The 17,619-nt window shown below is 61.0% G+C and carries 15 protein-coding genes; 6 read left to right on the forward strand and 9 right to left on the reverse strand.

The genetic code is table 11. The annotated features are described in order from the left end of the window. Positions 1–122 precede the first annotated feature (122 nt). The gene (locus CO660_RS23330) at positions 123–1,301 is read left to right on the forward strand and encodes an efflux RND transporter periplasmic adaptor subunit (protein ID WP_097600696.1); all 1,179 of its coding nucleotides are present in this window, start codon (positions 123–125) and stop codon (positions 1,299–1,301) included. Further along, complete coding sequence (locus CO660_RS23335; protein WP_097600697.1) at positions 1,298–4,483, forward strand: multidrug efflux RND transporter permease subunit; 3,186 nt, start codon at positions 1,298–1,300, stop codon at positions 4,481–4,483. The genes CO660_RS23330 and CO660_RS23335 overlap by 4 nt, the downstream gene beginning before the upstream one ends. 126 nt (positions 4,484–4,609) lie before the next feature. Here the strand turns inward: CO660_RS23335 and CO660_RS23340 are convergent, their stop codons facing one another. Further along, positions 4,610–5,386, reverse strand: coding sequence for a metallophosphoesterase family protein (locus tag CO660_RS23340; protein ID WP_176536354.1), 777 nt, complete (start codon positions 5,384–5,386; stop codon positions 4,610–4,612). 163 nt (positions 5,387–5,549) lie between these two features. Between CO660_RS23340 and CO660_RS23345 the strand changes: the two genes are divergently transcribed. Further along, positions 5,550–6,662, forward strand: a complete 1,113-nt coding sequence (locus CO660_RS23345) for a monooxygenase (protein WP_097600699.1) — start codon at positions 5,550–5,552, stop codon at positions 6,660–6,662. Positions 6,663–6,722: 60 nt separating this feature from the next. Here the strand turns inward: CO660_RS23345 and CO660_RS23350 are convergent, their stop codons facing one another. Together CO660_RS23350 and CO660_RS23355 are read right to left on the reverse strand one after the other, a co-directional pair. After that, entirely contained in the window at positions 6,723–7,187 is a 465-nt protein-coding gene (locus CO660_RS23350; RefSeq protein ID WP_085780172.1) for an Rrf2 family transcriptional regulator, read from the reverse strand. A 142-nt stretch (positions 7,188–7,329) separates the two neighbouring features. Beyond that, entirely contained in the window at positions 7,330–8,118 is a 789-nt protein-coding gene (locus CO660_RS23355) for an SDR family oxidoreductase (RefSeq protein ID WP_097600700.1), read from the reverse strand. A 145-nt stretch (positions 8,119–8,263) separates the two neighbouring features. Here CO660_RS23355 and CO660_RS23360 point away from each other — a divergent pair, with 145 nt between their 5' ends. Continuing rightward, entirely contained in the window at positions 8,264–9,034 is a 771-nt protein-coding gene (locus CO660_RS23360; RefSeq protein WP_097600701.1) for a TIM barrel protein, read from the forward strand. On the opposite strand, the gene CO660_RS23365 is transcribed toward CO660_RS23360, so the two are convergent. Beyond that, a complete protein-coding gene (locus tag CO660_RS23365; protein ID WP_097600702.1) occupies positions 9,031–9,564 on the reverse strand; it encodes a hypothetical protein in 534 nt (177 codons plus the stop codon). The two genes, CO660_RS23360 and CO660_RS23365, sit on opposite strands and share 4 nt — an antisense overlap. Before the next feature lie 91 nt (positions 9,565–9,655). Between CO660_RS23365 and CO660_RS23370 the strand changes: the two genes are divergently transcribed. Further along, the gene (locus CO660_RS23370) at positions 9,656–10,129 is read left to right on the forward strand and encodes a cupin domain-containing protein (RefSeq protein ID WP_085779228.1); all 474 of its coding nucleotides are present in this window, start codon (positions 9,656–9,658) and stop codon (positions 10,127–10,129) included. 6 nt (positions 10,130–10,135) lie between these two features. Here CO660_RS23370 and CO660_RS23375 read toward each other — a convergent pair whose 3' ends face one another. From CO660_RS23375 to CO660_RS23395, 5 genes are all read right to left on the reverse strand, one after another. Further along, positions 10,136–11,245 carry a sn-glycerol-3-phosphate import ATP-binding protein UgpC gene (locus tag CO660_RS23375; protein WP_097600703.1) on the reverse strand — a complete coding sequence of 370 codons (1,110 nt, stop codon included), beginning with the start codon at positions 11,243–11,245 and terminating at the stop codon, positions 10,136–10,138. Between the two features lie 12 nt (positions 11,246–11,257). Then, positions 11,258–12,172: an ABC transporter permease subunit gene (locus CO660_RS23380; RefSeq protein WP_097600704.1), complete on the reverse strand. Its 915-nt coding sequence runs from the start codon at positions 12,170–12,172 to the stop codon at positions 11,258–11,260. A gap of 10 nt (positions 12,173–12,182) precedes the next feature. Further along, entirely contained in the window at positions 12,183–13,067 is an 885-nt protein-coding gene (locus CO660_RS23385) for a sugar ABC transporter permease (protein WP_097600705.1), read from the reverse strand. Positions 13,068–13,193: 126 nt separating this feature from the next. Beyond that, positions 13,194–14,549: an extracellular solute-binding protein gene (locus CO660_RS23390; protein ID WP_097600706.1), complete on the reverse strand. Its 1,356-nt coding sequence runs from the start codon at positions 14,547–14,549 to the stop codon at positions 13,194–13,196. Positions 14,550–14,913: 364 nt separating this feature from the next. Continuing rightward, on the reverse strand, positions 14,914–16,119 hold the full coding sequence (locus CO660_RS23395) for an ROK family transcriptional regulator (protein WP_097600707.1): 1,206 nt from the start codon (positions 16,117–16,119) through the stop codon (positions 14,914–14,916). 226 nt (positions 16,120–16,345) lie between these two features. Here CO660_RS23395 and CO660_RS23405 point away from each other — a divergent pair, with 226 nt between their 5' ends. Next, positions 16,346–17,584: an extracellular solute-binding protein gene (locus CO660_RS23405; protein ID WP_097600745.1), complete on the forward strand. Its 1,239-nt coding sequence runs from the start codon at positions 16,346–16,348 to the stop codon at positions 17,582–17,584. Positions 17,585–17,619: the final 35 nt, after the last annotated feature.

Genomic DNA, 17,619 nt, shown 5'->3' on the forward strand with positions numbered 1-17,619 from the left:
ATTGAACGCCGGGGGAAATCACGGAGGCAAGGCCTTCGTTCAAAGCAGCAACACATGAATAGCATCACTTCATCTTAAGTTCGGTGGCAGTCGATCGGCCACCGCGATTGGAGGGACCGATTATGACTTTCGCGCTTCGACGGATATTGATGCTCGGCTGCATCGCCACGTTCATGCCTCTGGCCGCGATGGCGCAGGGCGCACCGTCCGCCCCTCCCCCTGTCACGGTCGCAAAGCCGGTGGTGCGCGATGTCATCGACAATGACGAATTCATCGGCCGTTTCCAGCCGGTCGACGAAGTCTCCGTGCGTTCGCGCGTCGGGGGCTACCTACAGGAAGTCCATTTCGAGGACGGCGCCTTGGTCAAACAGGGCGACCTGCTCTTCGTCATCGACCAGCGGCCGTTCGTCACCGCGCTCAACCAGGCAAAGGCCACGCTCGAAGCGTCGCAGTCCACTCTTGTCTTCGCCGACGCTCAGTACAAGCGCGCCCAGTCTCTCGCCTCGAGCGGCAGCCAATCCGCGCAGACGCTGGACGATCGCCGCCGCGAATTCGATTCCGCTGAGGCCAATGTCCGCGGTGCTCAGGCCGCGGCCGACCGCGCGGCTCTCGATCTCGAATATACCGAGATCCGGGCGCCACTCAGCGGCCGTATCGACCGCCGCTTGCTCTCGACCGGCAATCTCGTGCAGGCCGACCAGACGGTGCTCACGACGATCGTCTCCCTCGATCCGATCGACTTCTATTTCGATGTCGACGAGCGCCGCCTGCTGAATTTCGCCGACACCGCACGCAAGCAGGGCAAGGACCTGCAGCTCGGAGGCGGCGGTGTCGACGTATCCGTCACGATCTCCGATCCGACCGCCAAACCTTTTATGGGGAAGCTCGATTTTGCCGAGAACCGGGTGGACAACGAGAGCGGCACCATCCGCATCCGCGCCCGCCTTGCAAATCCAGATCTCGTCCTGCAGCCGGGCCTGTTCGGCCGTGTGCAGGTCGCAGCCTCCAATACATACAAGGCCATCCTCGTCCCGGACGAGGCTATCGGCTCCGACCAGAATGAACGTGTCGTCTATGTGGTCGATGCGCAAGGCAAGGTTTCGACCAAGCCCGTCAGGCCCGGACCGCGGCTCTACGGCTATCGCGTCATCCGTGAAGGCCTCGACGGCAACGAGACGATCATCGTCAACGGGCTGATGCGCGCCCGGCCTGGCTCGACCATCACACCGCAGATGAGCGAACTGCCGCAGGAGCGGCAGGACACTGCGCCGGAATCCGCGAATGCGGAGACCGGACAATGAGATTTGCGCACTTTTTCGTGGACCGGCCCATCTTCGCGGCCGTCATTTCCATCCTCTTTCTGGTCGTCGGCGGCATCGCCTATACGCAGCTGCCGGTCTCTCAATATCCGGAGATCGCGCCGCCCACCATCGTCGTGCGTACCTCCTATCCGGGCGCCGACCCGCAGACCATCGCCGACACCGTTTCGACCCCACTCGAGCAGCAGATCAACGGCGTCGAAGACATGCTTTACATGTCTTCCTATTCCAGCGCCGACGGCGCCATGTCGCTGACGATCACCTTCAAGCTCGGCACCGATCTAGATAAGGTGCAAGTCCTAGTCCAGAACCGCGTTTCCATCGCCCTTCCCCGCCTTCCCGAGGAAGTCCAGCGCCTCGGCGTGACCACGGACAAGAGCTCGCCCGACCTGATGATGGTGGTGCACCTCCTGTCGCCATCGCATCGCTACGACCAGCTCTACGTCTCCAACTACGCCCGCAACCGCATCCGCGACGTGCTCGTGCGTCTCGACGGCGTCGGCGACGTGCAGATCTTCGGCGAACGCCAGTATTCGATGCGCACCTGGCTCGATCCGGAAAAGCTCTCCGCCTACGGCATGACGTCCGACGACGTCGTTTCGGCCTTGAGGGACCAGAACGTCCAGGTGTCGGGCGGCAAGATCGGCGCACCGCCGGTGACCGGCAGGAACGCGTTCGAATATACGGTGCGAACGGACGGGCGCTTTTCCGATGTGCGCGAGTTCCGCTATGTCATCGTCAAATCGACGGGAGCAGGCCGGCTCGTGCAGCTGCAGGATGTAGCCCGCATCGAACTTGGCGCCCAGGACTACGTCACCAACAGCTATCTCAACAACGACCCTGCGGTCGCGCTCGGCATCTTCGCCCGGCCGGGAACCAATGCACTCGACACGGCCCACCAGGTCCAGACGCTTATGAAGGATATCTCCCAGAATTTCCCGGAAGGCCTGGAATATCGCATCGTTTACGACACGACCGAATTCATCTCGGACTCGATCAACGAGGTCTATAGAACCATCGCCGAAGCGGCCATCCTGGTGGCTATCGTCGTTCTGGTTTTCCTGCAATCCTGGCGGACCGCGATCATACCGATCGTCGCCATTCCCGTCTCGCTGATCGGCACCTTCGCGGTTCTGCTCGCCTTCGGCTTTTCGCTCAACATGCTGACGCTCTTCGGCCTCGTGCTGGCGATCGGCATCGTCGTCGACGATGCGATCGTGGTGGTGGAAAACGTCGAGCGAAATCTGGCGCGCGGAATGACGCCGAGGCAGGCGTCGCACGTGACGATGGACGAAGTCGGAACCGCTGTCGTGGCGATCTCGCTGGTCCTGATCGCGGTATTCGTGCCGACGGCTTTCATCCCCGGCATATCGGGCCAGTTCTACAGGCAGTTCGCCGTGACGATCTCCGTCACCACTGCCATATCGGCCTTGAACTCCCTGACGCTTTCGCCGGCCCTCGCGGGCATATTGCTGAAAGCCCATGATCACCAGACGAAGCGCAAGAGCATCGCCTCACGGCTGGGGACAGGTCTTGCAAGCGGCTTCAATCGCGGCTTCGACCGGATGAGTTCGGGCTACTCATGGATTGTCCGGCACCTTGTCAGAAGCTGGGTAGGCCTGACCTGCTCGATGCTCGCCTTTGCCGCCCTTCTGGGCGCAACATGGTACATGAGCACCAGGGTTCCCTCTGGCTTCATCCCCACTATGGACCAGGGTTACGCGATCATCGTCGTGCAGCTTCCCGACGGTGCCTCGCTTGCGCGTACCGATGCAGTCGTCAAAAAGGTGGGCGATATCGCCCGAACCGTGCCCGGCGTCGGCAACGCCGTGCAGTTTGCCGGCTTCAGCGGAGCGACGTTTACCAATGCTTCGAATTCGGGCGTTGTCTTCGTTCCGTTCAAATCCTTTGCCGAACGCGAGGAAGGCGGAGAGAACGCCAACAAGATCATCGGCGAACTCTTCGGCAAGCTGCAGAGCATCCAGGAAGCCTTCATCATTGCCATCCCGCCGCCGTCCGTGCGCGGCGTCGGCAACTCCGGCGGCTTCAAGATGCAGATTTCCGATCTTGAAAACCCTGATATGACGCGCGTGCTCGGCCTTGCCCGCCAGATGATGAGGGCGGCGGCTACGACCGAGGGTCTCACCGGTGTCTTCACGACGTTCTCCGATGCCAGTCCGCAATATTTCCTGTCGATCGACCGCGACAAGGCGCGCTTCCTGAACGTGCCGATCCCCAATATCTTCAATGCGCTTTCGATCAATCTCGGCGTCGCTTACGTCAATGATTTCAACGCGTTCGGCCGTGTCTACCAGGTCCGCGCCCAGGCCGACCGACAATACCGGATGGACAAGGAAGACATCCTCGCCCTGAAGGTGCGCTCGGCCACCGGTGCGCTCGTGCCCTTGGGAACGCTGATGGACATTCAGGATTCCAGCGGACCGGCGCTTGTCCAGCGCTATAACATGTATGTCTCGGTGCCGCTCCAAGGCAATCCGACGCCCGGCACCTCGACCGGCGATGCCATCAAAAAGATGGAGGAACTGGCCGCCAAGATCCTGCCGCCGGGAACGACTTTCGAATGGACGGAACTCGCCTATCAGGAGACTCATACCGGCAACACCGCCGTCTATATCTTCGCCCTGTCCGTCATTTTCGTCTTCCTGGCGCTGGCCGCCCAATATGAAAGCTGGGTTCTGCCCCTTGCGATCATTCTCATCGTTCCGCTTGCTGTACTCGCGGCGTTGATTGGAGTGTGGCTCAGAGGCATGGACAACAACGTCCTGACCCAGATCGGCCTGATCGTCCTGATCGGACTGGCGGCGAAGAACGCCATTCTGATCGTCGAATTTGCAAGACAGGCGGAAGAGGAAGGCAAATCGCCGGTGGAGGCCGCGATCGAGGCCAGCCATCTTCGCCTGCGCCCGATTCTGATGACGGCATTCGCCTTCATCTTCGGCGTTCTGCCGCTTGCCATCGCCACCGGCCCCGGCGCCGAAATGCGTCAGTCACTCGGAACAGCCGTTTTCTCGGGCATGCTCGGCGTGACGCTCTTCGGCCTGTTCCTGACGCCGGTCTTCTACGTCGTGCTGCGCGGCCGACGCCGCAGCCGCTTGGTTGAAAGGCCTGTCGAAGCCGTTCCGGCCGAAAGGGAGACAGTCTGATCACTCTAGCCTGTCGCGCAAAAGTGTGCAGCGGCGACGACATGTTTGAAAACTAAGGCTCAAGCGCAGGGGAGAATCTGAAAGATTGCGACGCGCCTTATGACACAGCCTCGTGCTGGGACGATGTCAGGTGGAAAACAAATGCACCCGGCCCTGCCAGAACCGTGCGACGGTCAGCTTGCCGCTGCGAAAGGCGCGTGTATCGAGATTGAGCCGCCTCGGGCGAATGTCAGGCTCATCGCTGGGCGTATGGCCATGCACGACGAGCTTCGGCAAAGGAACCCTGCTTTCGAGAAAGCGGTGGCGGATAAGGACCAGGTCCTCCTCCGTCTGAGCGGAGAGCGGCAGCATCGGATCGATGCCGGCATGCACGAACACCACGCTCGGTGTGTCCAGCATGATCGGCAGCGCCCGCATGAAATCGATATGCGTATGCGGCAGCGACTGCCGCAGAAAGGCGTCGAGCTGCGCGCCGGAGGGGAAGACGAGCGGCAGATGCTCCGGATCGAGCCCATAGGATTTAAGCGATTCCGCCGATCCCATCCGCATCCAGTCGTCATAAGGGAGCCAGCCGTCGACATAATCGAGCATGGCGATCTCGTGATTACCGATAAGACAGATACGGTCGAAACCATCAGGCGGCGGCTCCATGAGGTGAGTGATGACCTGTGCCGATTCCGGGCCCCGGTCGATATAGTCACCCAGCGTCACGATCAGCTTTTGCCCGGGCAATCGCGCGCCATCTTGCAGAATCGCCTCCTCAGCTTTCAGAAGCAGGTCGTAGCGGCCGTGAATGTCGCCGATCGCATAAGTCGGAATCTCGGCGATATCCAGCGTCAGGCGCGGTCTCGGCTGGCGCCCCATTTTCCAAACCTCGCTATGGCGAGCAAGTGCTTCACCCATCATATTCCTCGATTGGATAGCCCGGTTAACCATAAGTAGAGTGCAAGGCGAGGCGATCAAGTTGGTGAGAAAATTCGAAGCTTTGGGTTTTTCTGGAAAAACCGTTCTTATCATCCGGAGAAAAATCCCTCACTCCTGTCACCCGTCCAGGAAAGAGTGAGCGATGGGAACAGTATCGCAGTTTCAAGACCGCATCCGCCCACCGGCACGCCGCATCGAAAACGAAGAGGAGGCGATATCCACGGCTCGCAACCTCGCCGACACATTCCGTCACCAGGCAAGCGAGCGCGATATCAACCGCATCCTGCCTTTTGCCGAGCTCGACGCGCTGTCGGTCTCGGGTTTGACGGCAATCTCTGTTCCGCCCGAACATGAAGGGCTCGACGTGCCGAACGCCCTGCTTGCCGAAATCATCGCGATCATTGCCGAGGCCGACGCGTCGATCGGCGAGACCCTGGAAAATCACTTTTCCGTCCTGGAAACCCTCCGCACCCAGGCGCCCGAGGATCTGAAGGCAACGCTGTTTACCCGTGTGCTGCTCGGCGACCGCTTCGCCGGCGCAACCGTTGCCGACGGCAGCGAGCTGGCGCCCGAAGGATCGGGGTACCGTCTGAGCGGACGGATGCGGCAGGCGCCCGGTATTCTCTACGCCGATTGGATTGCCGCTGACCTCACACTTCCGCCCGGCCGCCCTGTGACGCTTTACTTCAGCCGCAACACCGAGGACGTGCAGGTGGTCGATGATTGGGACGGTTTCGGTCAGCGCACCAATGGGTCGGCAACGACGATCGCCGGCGCAGTGCATGTCGATGCCGGCACAATCGCGCCGGCCCCCTCGTCCGCATATTCGACGGGCATTTCGCTCGGCCTGTTGCTTAAGGCGGGCGTGGGCCTCGGCATCGCGCGAGCCGCATGGGCCGACCTGATGACAGCCATTGGCGATCGCACCGTCTTGCCCTCCCGGCTCGGCGAACACGCTGTCGGCATCGAAATCACGGCGGCAGCTCTGGAGCGGGCGGGCCGCAAACTCGATATTGCCCAGGTCAATCCTGTAGAGGCGGCGATGGCGGACGCCTATTTTTCTGCCTCGGCCGCCGCAATAACTGCCGGGGAAACGGCCCTTAGCGCCGCAAATGCGCTGTTCGAACTTGCGGGCGAAGCGTCAACCGGCATCGGCCTCAATCTCGACCGCCATTGGCGCAATGCACGTATCCACGCGCTGTCGCTGCCGCGCGATCGATTGCTTCACCGCGCCGGCGACCATATGTCAAGGTGAGCCCTGAACGATCACAGCATGGCGCCCTGGGAGCAAGCAGACCACATGAAACGAAGCGTCTCAGCTGGCGGCGGAGATCGGCAGTTCATCCCCAGTGTCCTCAATGCGGCCGCCGGCGGCGACGAATTGGTCGAGGGTCATATTGTCCAGAATGGCGGCGATCGCGTCCCGAACATCGGTCATCGAACGCCGCACTTGGCAGGTTTCCGGGTCGGCGCAGTCGTCGCACGCCTCGTAAGCCGTGCGGCTGGCGCAACGGATCGGCGCGAGGGGACCATCGAGCGTGCGGATGACATGGCCGATACGGATCTCGGATGCCGGCCGCGAGAGAGAATACCCGCCGCCAGGGCCTTTCTTTGAACGCAGGATACCGACATTGCGCAGTTCGAGCAGGATCGTGTCGAGAAACTTCTTCGGAATATTGTTCCGCGCTGCGACGTCATTGATGAAGGCGGTCTCGCCCGGCGCCAGACGCGCCAGATCGACCAGGGCCTTGAGGCCGTATTTTCCCTTCTTCGTCAGCATCGTCGTCGCCCTTTTGGAAACCGCAATATTTGCCCGTCAATAGCAGCCAAATAACGTCGAAATCGTGAAGATACAACAAAATAGCTAATATTTATAGCTTGTATCGGCAACGTCCCCGGCCGGCTCTTTGCGGCAGCTTCGATCAAATTGTCTTCAGCATGCCGCCATCGACGAAATAGGTCGATCCGATACAATAGCTCGCCCGCTCCGAACTCAGAAAGATGAAGACATTCGCCAGTTCTTCCGGTGTGCCGAAGCGTTTGGAGGCGGCATGTTCATTGGCAACGCTCTGCAGGTAGCCTTCCCAGTTTCCGCCGCTTTCGGCCGTCAGCTGCTTGGCGGTCTTGATCCAGTCGGGCGTCAGGATCAAGCCGGCGTTGATGCAGTTGACGCGGATATTGTCCTGGATGAGCTCGGTCGAGAGTGTCTTCGAAAACATCATCAGCGCCGATTTGCTGACATTGTAGATCGGCTCGTACCAGAGCGGCTGGACGGCGCAGATCGAGGCATTGTGCAGGATCACCCCGCCGCCGCGTTTCTTCATCTGCGGTGCGATGCCGCGCGCAAGCCTGACGGCGGCCATCACATGCAGGTCCCAATAGGCCTGCCATTTCTCATCAGGCGCCTCCATGACGGTCTCGTTCGATCCGGTGCCGGCATTGTTGATGAGGATATCGGCGCCTCCCTTTTCGGCAGCCGCCGCAATGATCGCCTCGGTTCCCTCAACTGTCGCCACATCTGCGGCGACAGCGACGGCGCTGACGCCGAATTTCTCGGCGATGCGGACGGCTTCCGCCTCCAGCCGTTCGCCGCCGCGCGCCGCCAGAACGAGGTCTGCGCCCTCAGCCGCCAGCCCTTCGGCGATCGCGAGCCCGATGCCGACCGACGCGCCTGTTATGACGGCGATCTTTCCCTTCAATCCCAGATCCATATCTTCCTCCCGAAGCGGCCAGCGATCCCGGCCCTAGATTAGGGGATGAGTGTTCCGTCAATGAATCCGGGCGTCAAGCACCCAAACGTCTCTTGCGGCAGGCTCCGTTCTGTCGCAGCCTGCATCCGCACCGGGAGGAATTTTCATGCGACGTTATTCAGCCTGCATAGAATGGCTGTTTGCCGAAGAGGGCGACAGCTTTGCCGACCGCATCCGTCGCGCCCATGCCGGCGGCCTGACGGCGATCGAATTCTGGCGCTGGACCGACAAGGATCTGGATGCGATCGAGACAGCGCTGAAGGAAACCGGCCTTGCCGTCACCAGCCTCGTCGCCGAGCCGATGATCGCACTGACCGATGCCGCCAACCGGCAGGCCTGGCTGGCGGGCCTTGCGGAATCCGTCGCAGTCGCCAAACGCCTCGGCGCGCCGGTGCTGATCGCCCAGGCCGGCGACGATCTCGCCGGCTTCAGCCGTGATGAACAGCGCGTGGCCCTCACCGACACCCTGAAATCAGGCGCCGATATCCTGGAAGGGAGCGGCGTGCGGCTCGGCGTAGAACCTCTCAACATCCGTATCGACCATATCGGCTACTTCCTCGATTCGACCCGCGAAGGCCTCGACATCGTCGATGACGTCGGCCGCCCCGAGATCGGTATCGTCTACGACATCTACCATTCCGCCGTGATGGACGAACGCACCGAAGACGTGCTGGACGGCCGCCTCGACCGTGTTTTCCACGTCCATGTCGCCGATCATCCCGGCCGCAACGAACCGGGCTCCGGCGGCATCGACCTCGCCCATCGCCTCAACTGGATCTTCGCCAACGGCTATGACGGCGCCGTCGGCCTTGAATACCGGCCAACGAGGGCCGGCGCGGACGCGGTCAAAGCCGCGATCGCCTCGCTAAACGGCTAGGAGCCGGTGCCTTCTGCGAAAGCCTCAAGCTCCGGGTCGAATTCGACCTCGACGACATTGTTGAAGACAGCGGTCGCCAGCATGATGCCGGCGAAGGCGACGAGATCGACGAGCGCCTTGGTTTCGTAGCGTTCTTTCAGCCTTTCCCAGAGCTCGGCCGGAACGGCGTTTGAATCGGCGACAACAGCCCTGCCGAAGGCATCGAGCAGCGCCTCCGCTTCGGAAAATTCCATAGCATCGGGATCAAACCCCTTGTTGATCAGCGCCCTGCGAAAGAAGGTGATGGCAATCTTCGATTTCGCCGCCTTCGAGATCGCATGCGAGAAGATCCAGATCTCGCGGTCGCTGATGACAGGATCGAGCTCGGCCCGCATCGTAAACCATTCGGCATAGATGCGATGGGCGACCGGCGAATGGAGGAGCGTCCGCTTCATGTTGGTCATGCGTCCGCGCAGTCTGATTTCTTCATCATGCGCCGCGCGAACCTCAGGCGAAGCGGTGTCGTAATCGATCTGCGGGAGGTGGCTCATCGGCTCCGCTCTTTCTGCTGCTTCAAGGTAAATCCGCTTGGCCGTCGCGGTAGTCCCGCCTAGACTGATTCAATCAAGGCGGAGGCTAGGCATGAGCGGCGACCACCAGCATTCTCACATCGACTGGCGCGAACACGGCGTCAAGGTCATTCCCGGCAATTCCCTCGACCCGAACACCGCGCAGACCCCGGGCATGAACCGCGCGACCGCGATCAACCATGCCCGTGCCGGCGCAGAGAAAATCTGGGCGGGCACGGTGACGATCCATGCCAATGCGAAAACCGGCGCCCACCATCACGGCGATCTCGAAAGCATCATCTACGTCGTCAAGGGCAAGGCCCGCATGCGCTGGGGCGAGCATCTGGAATATACCGCCGAAGCCGGCCCCGGCGACTTCATCTATGTTCCGCCCTATGTGCCGCACCAGGAGATCAATGCCAGCCGCGACGAGACGCTGGAATGCGTGCTCGTTCGCTCAGGCCAGGAACCGGTCGTCGTCAACTTAGATATCGAACCGGTCGAGAAACCGGAAGACGTCGCCTGGATCGATCCCATCCACCGCTGACGCCGCTCAGGCGCGAACGGCGCCGGCGCTGTTCACCGCCGGGTTTTCGATGATCCGGCCGGTATCGGCGGCATAGAGGTGGATCGCATTGTGATCGATCGCGATACCGATCGGATCCCCCGATTTCACGGTCACGGCCTCGGTCAGCGCCACGGCAAAGGGCAGCCCGTCGAAATCAGCATGAACGACGCGGCTTGCGCCGAGCTCTTCGATGAAATCGGCCGTTGCCACCAATGCGCCGGGCGCATCCGGAGCCACCAACCGGGCCGCCTCGGCGCGCATGCCGAGCACGACGCGTTTGCCCTTCAGCGGCGCGGCGCGTTCGCGGGGCAGCGCGATCTTGCGGCTCTGGTCGTAGACGAAGACGCCCTCGTCGTTGATCGTGCCTTCGAGCAGGTTCATCGCCGGCGTGCCGACAAAACCGGCGACGAAGCGCGAAACCGGATGATGATAGACCTCTTCCGGCGTGCCGACCTGCTCCACCCTGCCGCCGTTCATCACCACCAGCCGGTCGGCCAGCGTCATCGCCTCGGTCTGGTCATGGGTGACGAAGATAGAGGTGGCGCCGAGACGGCGGTGAAGGCGGCGGATCTCGGCGCGCATGGCGATGCGCAGCTTGGCGTCGAGGTTCGACAGCGGCTCATCGAAGAGGAACACCTTCGGTTCGCGGATCATCGCGCGCCCCATGGCGACGCGCTGGCGCTGGCCGCCGGAAAGCGCGGCCGGGCGGCGGTCGAGGAAAGGTTCGAGGCTGAGCGCCTTGGCGACCTCGGCGATGCGCCGATTGCGCTCCGCCTTCGCAATGCCCGCAACCTTCAAGGCATAGCCGATATTCTCGGCGACGGTCATATGCGGATAGAGCGCGTAGTTCTGGAACACCATGGCGCAGCCGCGCTCGCGCGGCTCGAGCTGGTTGACGACGCGGCCGTCGATGGCGATTTCACCGCCGCTGATTTCCTCCAGTCCGGCGATCATGCGCAGCAGCGTGGACTTGCCGCAGCCGGACGGACCGAGGATGACGATGAATTCGCCGGACTGGATCTCCAGATTGACGCCATAAACGACAGGATGTTTGCCGTAGCTCTTCTTCACATCACGGATTGAGATCGGTGCCACAGGACTGTTCCTTCACTTCTCGGTGGAGATGAGGCCGCGCACGAACCAGCGCTGCATCAGGATGACGAGCAGCAACGGCGGCGACATGATGATAAGTGTACCGGCCATGGCGACGTTCCAGTCAGGCAGGCCGAATTCGGACGGGATAAGGGTCTTCAGCTGCGTCACCGCAATGCCGAAATTCGGATCGGTGGTGACGAGCAGCGGCCAGAGATACTGGTTCCAGGCCCAGACGAACATGATGGTGAAAAGCGCGATCATATTCGACCGCGACAACGGCAGCAGTATATCGACGAAAAAACGGACGGCGCCGGCGCCGTCCATCTTTGTTGCCTCAGCGAGCTCGTCGGGGACGGTCAGATAGAACTGGCGATAGAGGAAGGTACCGGTGGCGGTGGCCACAAGCGGCGCCACGAGACCGGTATAGGAATTCAACAGCCCCCATTCGAGCTTGATCTGAATGCCCGACACCCAGGCGACGAGCGCGGTAATCCCGGTGACGTCGAGGATTGCCTGGAACGGCTGCAGCGCGTTGGCCGCAATCGAATAGGTCGGCACGATGCGGACTTCGAGCGGCAGCATCAGCGTGATGAAGATGATCCAGAAGATCAGATGCCGGCCGCGGAAGCGGAAGTAGACGATCGAGAAGGCGGCCATGGCGGACAGGATCACCTTACCGGCGGCGACCGCGGTCGCAAAGATGATGCTGTGAACCAGCTTGTTGCCGAGATCGGCGCGGACCCAAGCAGCTTGTGCATTTTCCCAGAAATGCGAACTCGGAGTGAGCGGCAGCGGCACCCGGTTGACCGTCTCCAGATCGAGCGTCGATGCGATGATGACGATGACGAAAGGCAGAAGTGCAATCACCATGCCGAGCGCCAGAAGCGTATAACAGACGAAATTGAATATCGGCGTGCGTTCGATCATGTCAGCGGCCTCACTTGTAGTGCACGCGCCGCTCGATGAAGCGGAACTGGAAGACGGTGAGAAGGACGACGAGCGCCATGAGGATGATCGACTGGGCGGCGGCGCCAGAATAATCGAGCCCCCTGAATCCGTCGAAATAGATCTTGTAGACCATCAGTTCCGTCGCCCGGGCCGGACCGCCCTGCGTCATGACGTCGACGATACCGAAGGAATCCTGGAAGCTTTCGGTGATGTTGATCACGAGCAGGAAAAATAAGGTCGGCGTCAGCAGCGGCAGCTGGAGGTCCCACATGCGGCGCAGCGGCCCGGAGCCGTCCATGGCGGCCGCTTCGATCAGCGAACGCGGGATGCCCTGAAGCGCTGAAAGGAAGAAGATGAAATTATAGCCGATATATTTCCACGAAAAAGCGATGATGACGGCGATCATCGCGTCCTTGCCGTCGAGCGCCGGGTTCCAGAGGCCGGGCCAGACGTGATTGATAACGGAGAGAAGGCCGGCCTCCGGCGCCAGGATGAAGCGGAAGGCGAGACCGAGAGCGGGAGCAGCGATCGCATAGGGCCAGATAAAGACCGACCGATAGATTTTATGGCCGCGCAGTTCACGATCCGTCAAAAGCGCCAGGACGAGCGCAAACCCCATGGCAATGATCGTCGAGCTAAAGGCGAAAACCATGCTGCGGCTGATCGAATCCCAATAGATCGGGTCGCTGAGCAATTGCTTGAAATTGTCAAAGCCGACCCAGGCATTGCCGCCGCCCCATGGCTGCTCGAGCGTGAACGCCCAATAAAGCGCCTGCGCGCTCGGCCAATAGAAGAAGACGAAGATCAGCAGCAGCATCGGAATCGCGAAGAGCAATCCGATAGTCGTCGAGGAGAAAGTGACGCGCTTTTCCATGGGTGATCGTTTTCGGCCTGGTCTGGTTTAGGCACGGGCGGCGAGATCGCCTCCGCAGCCCCGGTATGAATGTACAAGGATGCCCCCGGTCCGCAAGGCAGGCCGGGGGCGGCGCATATCGGACGATCAGGGAAGCTGAACGTTCTTGTAGGTCTGCTGGAAGCGGCGCAGCAGCTGGTTGCCGCGATCGGCAGCGCCGTCGAGCGAAGCCTGGACGTCGGCATTGTTGACGAAGATTGCCTGCAGGCCGTTGGCGATCTCGGTGCGGACCTGCAGCAGGCCGCCGAGGCGAATGCCGTGCGGAGCCGTATCGTCAGCCGGCGATGCGGTCAGGCTCTGAATGGCGAGCTCGCGGCCGGCATAAGGAGCCTTGTCATAGAAACCCTGCTTCTTCAGATATTCGAAGCCGGAGTTACGAACCGGGATATAGCCGGTGACGGTCGACCAGGTCAGCGCTTCTTCCGGCTTGGCGATGAAGTTGAAGAAGGCAGCGGCAGCCTTGTATTCGGCATCGGTATGCCCCTTCAAGACCCAGAGCGAAGCGCCGCCGACGAAGGAACTGTGACGGGTTGCATTGCCATAGGTCGGGAGCATTGCCACGCCCCAGTTCATGCCCTGCTTGGCGGTACGGCCTATATTGCCATGGTCACCGACGGAGGTCAGGATGACCTGGCAGTCGCCGGCAGCAAAGGCTTCGACGAAGGTCTGGCCGACGGCCTTGTTCTTGATGATGGCGAGCTTGTTGTCGTACCAGGACTTGAGATCCTTGATGTAGCTGACGAGAAGCGGGTTCTTGTTGAACACCAGCTCGGCATCGAGACCTTCGAAACCGTTCTTCTTCGTGGCGATCGCTTCACCGTTGACGGCTTCGAACTGCTCGATGTACTGCCAGACTTCGTTGTTGGAGATATCGAAGCCGAGCGGGCAGGCGTAGCCGGCCTCCTTCAGGGCCTTGAAATCTTCACCGGCTTCCTGCCAAGTGGCTGGAGCATGGTCCTTGCCGATCTTGGCGAAGGCGTCCTTGTTCCAATAGAGCAGAGCGGTCGACGAGTTGAAGGGGAAGGAATACATCTCGCCCTTCGACGTCGCATAGTAGTTTGCGATACCGGAGAAGTAGTCTTTCCAGTCGACCGTATAGCCCATGTCGGTCATCAGCTGGTTTGCCGGGTAGAAGGCGCCGGAAAGCATGATGTCGAGCGTGCCGGCGTCGGAAACCTGGGCAATGGTCGGCTGCTTGCCGGCGCGGAAGGCGGCAATCGTGTTCTGCAGGGAAGCGTCATAGCTGCCCTGGCTGGTGCAGACGACTTCATAATCGGCCTGCGACTGGTTGAAGCGATCGCACTGTTCCTGGACACGCTTTGCGATGTCACCGGAATTGCCGAACCAGAAGTCGATCTTGGTCTTTTCGGCGGCGGCAGCGGGCCCAGCAAGAAACGCTGCGGCGAGAAGGGCGCCAACGGCGCCGAGAAGCTTGGCTTGCATGAGAACCTCCAACGTAGAAAAGGGGGCGCTTTAAGCGCACGCCCATTTAGCTGGTTCAAATTGCCGCTGCCAATGAATATTACATGACATGAAGTGTTCGAATTCTAGTTGTCATAAAAATGACATGCAATCGTTATTCGAAACACCAGGAGAAGTATTTAGAGAATATTTGAGCCATTCTTAAACATATTGTCAGATTTATGCATATATATTCGAATAACCGTCATTTTTAAGAGTCTGCAATATTTTACTTATATTGCTGCAAGGCATCCCTATTCGCGCGGCCGAAGACAACGAAACTTGCGAAAAACATTCGCGTTTTTATCGTTGCACTGCTGTGCAACGCCCGGTTGCAGCCCGAAAATCAAAGAGAATCCTTCAAAATTGCAGCAAAGCGCGGATCGAATGCACGGCTGATCGGGCCGGCGGCCGCCCCGAGCGCCACCGACCAGGGATCGGCCATGCCGGGCTGCAGCCGTGGTAGCATCCGGCCGCGCCTCTCGGCGATCGAAGGCAGCAGCGGGCCGATCGCTGCAATCAGCCTGTTCACCAGCGCTTCCGGTGCGCTGCCGCAGAGGATCACCGTCTGCGGATCGAAGACAGTCTCAATGAGATGGATGCTCCAGCGCAGGTCCGCCGCCGCCGCCTCGATCCAGGCCTCGATGCTTGGAGCCCCGCTGGAGGCAAGCTCGTTGATGCGCGCATGGAGATCGGGATCGGCCGGATCGGCCGATAGGTGCTGGTAGAGCGAGGCTAGCGAGGCGCGATGTTCGAGCGGCGTCGTTTTGCTGTCGGCAAACAGCAGCGCCATGCCGATCTCGCCGGCATTGCCGTTGGCGCCGCGATAGAGCTCGCCATTCAGGATCAGGCCGGCGCCGATGCCGTAGCCGACGAACAGACAGACGGCATGGTCGATGCCGTGGGCGGCTCCCACCATGCGCTCGGCGGTCGCAGCCGCTGCCGCATCGTTCTGAAGACTGACATCGAGGCCGGTGCCGTCGCTCAGCGTTTCCAGGAGCGGAAACTTCTGCCAAGTCTCCATCATCCAGGGATCGTCGCCGCTGCCTTCCATGCCGAACGGGCCAGGCATTGCGGCGCCGAGGCCGACCAGCCGTTTTTCCGACTGCTGGACGATACCGGCAAGCCTGGAACGCACACCGGCGACGAGATCGAGAATGACCTTCGTTCCCGTCGCCGGACCTCCGGGCGGCAGTCCGGCTTCTGCGCGTACGAGAACGCTGCCGACGAGATCGACGGCGACCGCCCGCGTCACGTGCCGGTCGATCTGCAGGCCGATCGCGAAAGCGCCTTCGGGCACCAGGCCGTAGGGCGTCGAGGGCTGGCCCCTGCCCTTGCGCACAGCCTCCTGCGAACCGACGAGACCATCGCGCTCGAGCTCCTCGATGATATTCGACACCGTCTGCTTGGTCAGCCGCGTCGCCCGCGCCAGATCGGCGCGTGAGAGCGCACCATTGATCCTCAACGCATCGATCATCACGCGCCTGTTATGCGCGCTGGTGCCTTCGTGATTGGTGCCGCTCTTGGCTCGGATCGGCCTGATGTCGCTCATGTGTCAATTGCCTCTTGACTCCAGTAGAATGTTGGCGAAGTAATAAGTCAAGACATTTGACTTAATAGGGACCGGAGAGTTCCAGGGAACGCAGGAGGCCGCGAAGGGCATCCAAAGACGCTCCGAGATGATGACCCGGCACGCTTTTTCACGCGTGCCTTCTCGAAAATCGATGGCGGCGAAACCGCCCTCGGTCATGCGTAAATTTCAAAAACTGGAGGCTGCAATGCTGAAATCTCTCAATAAGACGCTTCTTGGTGCGGCCTTGATCGGCGCATCCTTTGCTCCGCATGCTTTCGCCGAAACGGCGCTGAATGCACTTTTCATGGCGCAGGCCGCTTACAGCGAGGCCGACGTGCGCGCCATGACCGATGCCTTCGTCAAGGCGAACCCGGATATCAAGGTCAATCTCGAATTCGTCCCCTATGAAGGCCTGCACGATAAGACGGTGCTGGCCCAAGGTTCCGGCGGCGGTTACGACGTCGTCCTCTTCGACGTCATCTGGCCGGCCGAATACGCCACCAACAAGGTGCTGGTCGACGTCTCCTCTCGCATCACCGACGAGATGAAGAAAGGCGTGCTGCCGGGCGCCTGGACCACCGTGCAGTATAACGGCAAATATTACGGCATGCCGTGGATCCTCGATACCAAATATCTGTTCTACAACAAGGAGATCCTGGAGAAGGCCGGCATCAAGGCGCCACCAAAGACCTGGGACGAACTGGCCGAACAGGCAAAGACCATCAAGGACAAGGGTCTGCTCTCCACGCCGATCGCCTGGAGCTGGTCGCAGGCCGAAGCCGCCATCTGCGACTACACCACGCTCGTCAGCGCCTATGGCGGCGATTTCCTGAAGGACGGCAAGCCGGCCTTCCAGACCGGGGGCGGTCTCGATGCGCTAAAATACATGGTCGCGAGCTATACCTCAGGCCTGACCAATCCGAACTCCAAGGAATTCCTAGAAGAGGACGTCCGCAAGGTTTTCCAGAACGGCGATGCCGCCTTCGCGCTGAACTGGACCTACATGTACAACATGGCCAACGACCCGAAGGACAGCAAGGTCGCTGGTAAGGTCGGCGTCGTGCCGGCGCCAGGCGTTGCCGGCAAAAGCGAAGCTTCGGCCGTCAACGGCTCGATGGGCCTCGGCATCACCTCCGCCAGCCAGCATCCCGATGAGGCCTGGAAGTACATTACCTTCATGACCTCGCAGGCCACGCAGAATGCCTATGCCAAGCTCAGCCTGCCGATCTGGGCATCCTCCTATGAGGACCCTGCCGTCACCAAGGGGCAGGAAGAGCTGATCGCCGCCGCCAAGATCGGCCTCGCCGCCATGTATCCGCGCCCGACGACGCCGAAATATCAGGAGCTGTCGACCGCGCTGCAGCAGGCGATCCAGGAATCGCTGCTCGGCCAGTCCACCCCCGAGGACGCGCTGAAATCGGCCGCCGAAAACAGCGGCCTCTGAGGCCGGCATGAACATCCGGGCGGCGCCTGCCGCCG

The sequence above is a fragment of the Rhizobium sp. L9 genome (assembly GCF_002531885.1).
Taxonomy (GTDB): domain Bacteria; phylum Pseudomonadota; class Alphaproteobacteria; order Rhizobiales; family Rhizobiaceae; genus Rhizobium.